Annotated in this window: 6 protein-coding genes and 1 tRNA gene; all 7 read right to left on the reverse strand. The window is 60.7% G+C overall.

Annotated features, from left to right (window positions below; translation table 11 throughout):
• Positions 1–119 precede the first annotated feature (119 nt).
• The 7 genes from LN996_RS23250 to LN996_RS23280 all read right to left on the reverse strand — a co-directional run bounded on the left by LN996_RS23250 (position 120) and on the right by LN996_RS23280 (position 5,075).
• On the reverse strand, positions 120–1,478 hold the full coding sequence (locus tag LN996_RS23250; protein WP_159708814.1) for an MFS transporter: 1,359 nt from the start codon (positions 1,476–1,478) through the stop codon (positions 120–122).
• Positions 1,479–1,636: 158 nt separating this feature from the next.
• Positions 1,637–2,431: an IclR family transcriptional regulator gene (locus LN996_RS23255; protein ID WP_231343456.1), complete on the reverse strand. Its 795-nt coding sequence runs from the start codon at positions 2,429–2,431 to the stop codon at positions 1,637–1,639.
• Between the two features lie 232 nt (positions 2,432–2,663).
• Positions 2,664–2,954, reverse strand: coding sequence for a hypothetical protein (locus LN996_RS23260; protein ID WP_231343457.1), 291 nt, complete (start codon positions 2,952–2,954; stop codon positions 2,664–2,666).
• A gap of 117 nt (positions 2,955–3,071) precedes the next feature.
• A tRNA-Val gene (locus LN996_RS23265) sits at positions 3,072–3,147 on the reverse strand.
• 52 nt (positions 3,148–3,199) lie between these two features.
• The gene (locus LN996_RS23270; RefSeq protein ID WP_231343458.1) at positions 3,200–4,159 is read right to left on the reverse strand and encodes a Sir2 family NAD-dependent protein deacetylase; all 960 of its coding nucleotides are present in this window, start codon (positions 4,157–4,159) and stop codon (positions 3,200–3,202) included.
• Positions 4,160–4,161: 2 nt separating this feature from the next.
• Positions 4,162–4,659, reverse strand: a complete 498-nt coding sequence (locus LN996_RS23275) for a peroxiredoxin (protein ID WP_231343459.1) — start codon at positions 4,657–4,659, stop codon at positions 4,162–4,164.
• The gene (locus LN996_RS23280) at positions 4,656–5,075 is read right to left on the reverse strand and encodes a DUF3052 domain-containing protein (protein WP_026542347.1); all 420 of its coding nucleotides are present in this window, start codon (positions 5,073–5,075) and stop codon (positions 4,656–4,658) included. The genes LN996_RS23275 and LN996_RS23280 overlap by 4 nt, the downstream gene beginning before the upstream one ends.
• Positions 5,076–5,585: the final 510 nt, after the last annotated feature.

The following is a 5,585-nucleotide window of genomic DNA, read 5'->3' on the forward strand; positions in this document are numbered from 1 at the left end:
GGCGGCAGGGCCAGCAACCCCCCCCCCCCCCCCCCCACCCCCCGGCCCCCCACCACCCCCCGCCCCCCCCCCCCCCCTGGGCGGGTGCCGCGCTGGCGTGTTTGCGGTTAGCGCGAGAGTTACTTTGCGTCTTCCGTGCTGACGAGGTCTCGTCCGGCCGTCTCCGGGGTGAAGAAAGTGGTAACGAAGGAGATGAGCGCCAGGACCAGCGAGTAGATGGACAGGACCAGCCACGAGTGGTTGGTGGCCGCCAGCATCAGCGCACCGAGCAGCGGAGCGAGTCCACCGGCCAGGACGGCGGAGATCTCACGGCTCATGGCCACGCCGGTGAAGCGGTACTGGGATCCGAACAATTCCGGCAGCAGCGGGCACTGGGGGCCAAGCATCGACTGGACGCCGATGGCGATGCCCACGGCCATGACAACCCACACCAGGGTGACGTTCCCCAAGGTGACCAGGTAGAAGGCAGGAACGGCAATGATCGCCTGGAACAATGCGCCGTAGCGGTACACGGGAACGCGGCCATATTTATCGGAGAGAGCGCCGAATGTCACCACCAGGACGGCAGCGAATCCTGCGGCGATCAGCAGGCCTACTGGTCCGATCGAGTTGTTTCCAGCAAAGACGCCCGCAGGCATGCTCATGAACGAGACCAGCAGCGCTGAGTAGATCGACGAGTTGCCGTTTTCGCCCATACGGAGACCGATACCCAGGAGCACGTTCTTCTTGGAGTGCTTCCACAGGGCACCAATGGGGTTCTTGACCACGTTCTTGTGCTTCTCAAGCTCCTGGAACGCAGGGGTTTCCTTCAGCTTGAGCCGGATGAAGATGGCCACCGCGATCAGGATAAAGCTGGCCAGGAACGGTACGCGCCACAGCCAGCCCTGCAGGACGGACTTGTCGGCCATGGCGATCAGGGCGAAGGTGCCTGCACCGAGGAGCGTACCCAACTGGATGCCGACGAACGGCAGTGATGCGTAGAAACCACGACGGCGGCGCGGGGCCACCTCTGAGATCAGCGTAGTGGCGCCTGCCTGCTCGGCACCGGCGCCCAAGCCCTGGATGATCCGCAAGGTCACCAGCAGGACGGCTCCGAGCATTCCGGCCTGCTCGAAGGTGGGAAGCAATCCGATGGCAAAGCTTGCCGTTCCCATCAAGGCGATGGTGAGGATCAGGACCATTTTGCGGCCGAACCTGTCGCCGATGTAGCCAAAGATCAAACCGCCAAAGGGTCGGGCGGCGAAACCGACGCCATACGTGGCGAAGGAGGCGATCAAAGCACCGTCCGGGCCCAATGGGGAAAAGAACAATGGGCCAAAGATCAGCGCGGAAGCCAATCCATAGATGTAGAAATCGTAGTACTCCAAGGCTGAGCCCACGGAGCTTGCCAGTGTTGCCCGGCGTAGCTGTTCCGGCTCAACAACAGCGTCGTCAGCCTCAGCTGCGAGCCGTGCATTAGTACGAGTTATCACAAGCACTCCCTCAAAATCACCCCAGGCCCCCGTTGGCCCGGCGAGATAGCGATGGCATCACCGCCAAGATCACTATAATGAACAGCGTACAGCTTGTTGAACTCACTGCCAAGGTTGTAATCAGATTTATTCCGCGAGGTGTGAATGTGACGCCCGCCATCCCCTTAACCCATGGGGTTGCCGAGGGATCGTGCCAACTCCTTAAGTTCCTTGACCATAAGCGCGCCCTGCTCTTCCGAGTAGGTTGCCTTCAGGGCGGTCACAGAGAGGCCCAGGCTTGGGCCGTGGGCGCCATGAGTGGGTACGGGCACGGCAAGGCAAACGACACCAACCGTTGACTCTTCGTCCTCGAAGGCGAATCCCTGCTTGCGGATGGCCACCACCTGGGCCTTGAGTTCTTCAGCTGTGCGGAGGGAGTTGGCGGTCATCACAGGGAGTTCCATGCCGTCCGGGAACATGGACTCGATGTCGTGATCGTGCAGTTGCGCCAACAGCGCCTTACCGACGCTGCACAGCGAAACCGGCATCTTGTCGCCAATATTGGACGTCAGCCGCACTGCGGGATGCCCCTCGTAGCGGGCCAGGTAGATAACGTGATCGCCGTCGAGCATGGCAATGCGCACGGTCTCACCAGAGAGCGTTGGAGCCTGCTCGCAATATTTGTAGAACTCCTGCACCTCATCGAGGCGGCTGAGGTAGGCGGCACCAAGTTCCACCAGCTTCCTGCCCAGTGCAAAGTCCGCACCCTGCCTGGTGATGAGGCGTGCTTCCTCCAGCGCCAGCAACAAGTTCGACGTGGACGACTTGGGAATACCCAGTTCCCGCGAAAGATCACTCAGAGTGAGGCGGCCTGACGGAGATCCAGCAAGTGCCTCAAGAACTGCCGCTGCGCGGGTCACTGCAGGTGCAGGCGAAGAAGCGCCCAGCCCTTCGGAACGGGTGGTGCGGGAATCGGCCATGATTCTCCTTCGTCGATACATTCTGCTTGTTCATTCAGCTGAACACTTCCCATCATAGTGGCAAGCGCTTAGCCCTATCGGGAGGTGATTCGACGCATTTCCGACATGTGGCAGGACCGAGGCTGGCTCCGCTTTTCAAAACCCAAGAGTTCGCTGTATATTCATCTTCGAGCTCTCCACCGCGGCATCCCCCAATAGTCGTGGTGGAGAGCTCATCCATTTCCCGGGAATTTCAGGCCGCAACGACTTCTTCGCCCCTGAGGCACCAGCCCCCGCCAATACCGTCCCGCACCAGCTCCCACGTCGCGATGCCGGACCGGTCATTATTTCCCAAGCGAACCTGGACCTGCCAGACCTCCACGTCCACGCGGCCCTGTCCCCGGGGCATGCGCCGGGAATGCTCCCACCAGGAAACCCGCTCAAACCAGCGGACAGGGTCCACCACAATCTGCCACTCGCGGCTGCCCCTGACGACGGCGACCGGCGAGCCTTGCAGGCTGGTCCGGATGTAAATGTGCTCCATGGAGGAGACCCTACGAGCGGGCCCCGACAATTTGGGGCCGCCTCAAAAGTCCGACGCGTGGACAACAAAAAACCCCGCCGCTCCGAACCACAAGGCTTGGAGTGACGGGGTTTTGCTTGGTGGGTCCTACCGGGATCGAACCGATGACATCCACGGTGTAAACGTGGCGCTCTACCAGCTGAGCTAAAGACCCAAGTCGCAGTTTCAGTGCCTCAGCGCTTCAACCAACGAACAATGACTCTACATCATGATTCGAGAGAAACACCAATCGAGGCTTCAGGCCCGGAAAGATCAGGGAGATTTCGGGACAGATAGTCCAGCGCGCCACTGACGCCGAGCTCTAATTTCAGTTCGGCAAACCCGTCTCCACGCGTGGGTCCCCTGTTGATGATGATCACGGGTTTTGCGGCTTTCGCGGCGTGACGTACGAACCGAAGTCCGCTCTGCACCGTCAGGGACGAACCTGCAACCAGGAGCGCACCCGCCTCATCAACCATGGCGTACGCGCGCTCGACCCGGTCCTTGGGTACGTTCTCGCCAAAATAGACAAAGTCAGGCTTGAGCGTCCCACCGCAGATGGGACAAACAGCCATAACGAATGAGGTAATGAGTTCTGGATCCTCAACTGTGGCATCAGCATCCGGGGCCATTTCCACCACTCCGGACTCCAGCGCATCAGCAAGGAACCCTGGATTGATTTCCTCAAGGATCGCCGCGATCAACCGCCGGCTGAAGATATGGCCGCTTTCCAGGCAGATCACCTGGTCAAATCGCCCGTGGAGATCCACCACGTTGACGCTGCCGGCATCCTCGTGGAGCCGGTCCACATTTTGGGTGATGAGGCCCGATAGTAGCCCCCTGCGCTCCATCAGCGCGACGGCGGCATGCCCGGCGTTGGGGTCGGCGTGCCTCAGGTGGGACCATCCCAAGTGATTCCGGGCCCAATAGCGGCGCCGGTTGGCCTCACTGCCAATGAACTCCTGGAAGGTCATGGGGTTACGGGGCGCAGAACCTGGCCCCCGGTAGTCGGGAATACCGGAATCTGTACTCAGCCCCGCTCCCGTAAGTACGGCCAGGCGCTTGCCGCTCAAGACTCCTAGTGCCTGTCCAACAGCATCAAGCTCGTGGTGGTCAAGTTGTGGCGCGCGAGCCGGAGCCATGCTGGCAAAACCAGTCATGCCTACTCCGGGCCGGCCCTGGCTCATGACTAGTGTTGCCCCAACGCCGTGAGCGCGCGACGATATTCAGCAAAGTCACGTGCTTGGCCGCGCGGATTGACCACGACGTACCGCACAACTCCTGAGGCATCGATGATGAAGGTTCCCCGCAATGCCATGCCGCTGACGTCGTCAAAAACACCGTAGGCCCGGGCTACCGCACCATGCGGCCAGAAATCGGCCAGCAGGTCAAAGCCATAGCCTTCCTGTTGGGAATAGGCCCTCAGTGTGAATTTGCTGTCCACAGAGACTGCAAGCACTACAGCGTCCGATTCCTCGAAAGCCGCGATATTGTCGCGAATCTCACACAACTCTCCAGTGCAAATACCGGAGAACGCAAAGGGATAGAACACGACCACCACATTGCGGCCCCGATAGTCGGAGAGGCGAACGGGTTCGCCAAACTGGTTCACCAACTCAAAGTCCGGCGCAGGCTGCCCCGGCTGCGGAACCACGCCGGGGGCCGGCGCCAGCCGAACATCGGTCACTTGTTCTTCTTCGGCACCAGTCGGGTGGCACTCCAGTCCTTCGATACCCCGGCAGAGGTAGTGAGGTGCAGCCCGGATGTAGGGGCCGCGTCCTGGATATCGGCGGGGGAAACGTAGTTATCGCGGCCGGACTTGGGCGTCAGAACCCAGACAACTCCGCCTTCCTTCAGCGTGGTGAGCGAATCCATGAGGGCATCAACAAGATCGCCGTCGCCATCCCGCCACCAAAAGACAACGGCATCTACTACGTCGTGGTCGTCTTCATCCAGCAGCTCAGAGCCTGTGACATCTTCAATGTCATCACGCAAGTCGAAGTCGACGTCGTCGTCGTAGCCGCGCTCCTGAATCAGATCCCCATCTTTGAAACCCATTCGTTCCGCCACATTTACCGATGTGGCGGCGTCGGCCTCGCTCACGTTTCCTCCTTTTGAAGTGACTTCCATTACTAACAGCCAACACCCTTTGGGCGTGTGCTTCAAGCCATTGTCCCTGCCACGGGCCACATTCCGCATTCCCCGGGGTGTTTCGAGGCTGTGACAGTCACGTGCTTTCCGTCACGCAGGCCAGCCAGGTGTGACATACAACGCCCCTCAGGGCCCACGGCTACGCATCGCAGCGCCGTGAAAGCTAGAGTGGCCATGAGCGCTCTGGCTGCAGGGCGATCGCCCCGCAGAATTCTACTGGGCAGCCAAGCGCTCACAAGACCTGCCCGGCGCATCCGACCGGGCTGTTGAAACCGAGATGTCGCACACGACGCGTTCACGACGGGCAGTTACCCTGCCAGACCTGAGGCGCCGATGCATGCGCCTAAAGGAAGGTTGGACGTGGCTGCAGGAGAAGAGACCTCACACATCCTCAGCGGGTTGACTGCCCAGCTGCCTGATCGTGATCCGGAAGAGACCGCGGAGTGGATTGAGTCCCTTGAT

This window comes from Arthrobacter sp. AK01, assembly GCF_021109375.1.
Lineage (GTDB): Bacteria > Actinomycetota > Actinomycetes > Actinomycetales > Micrococcaceae > Arthrobacter.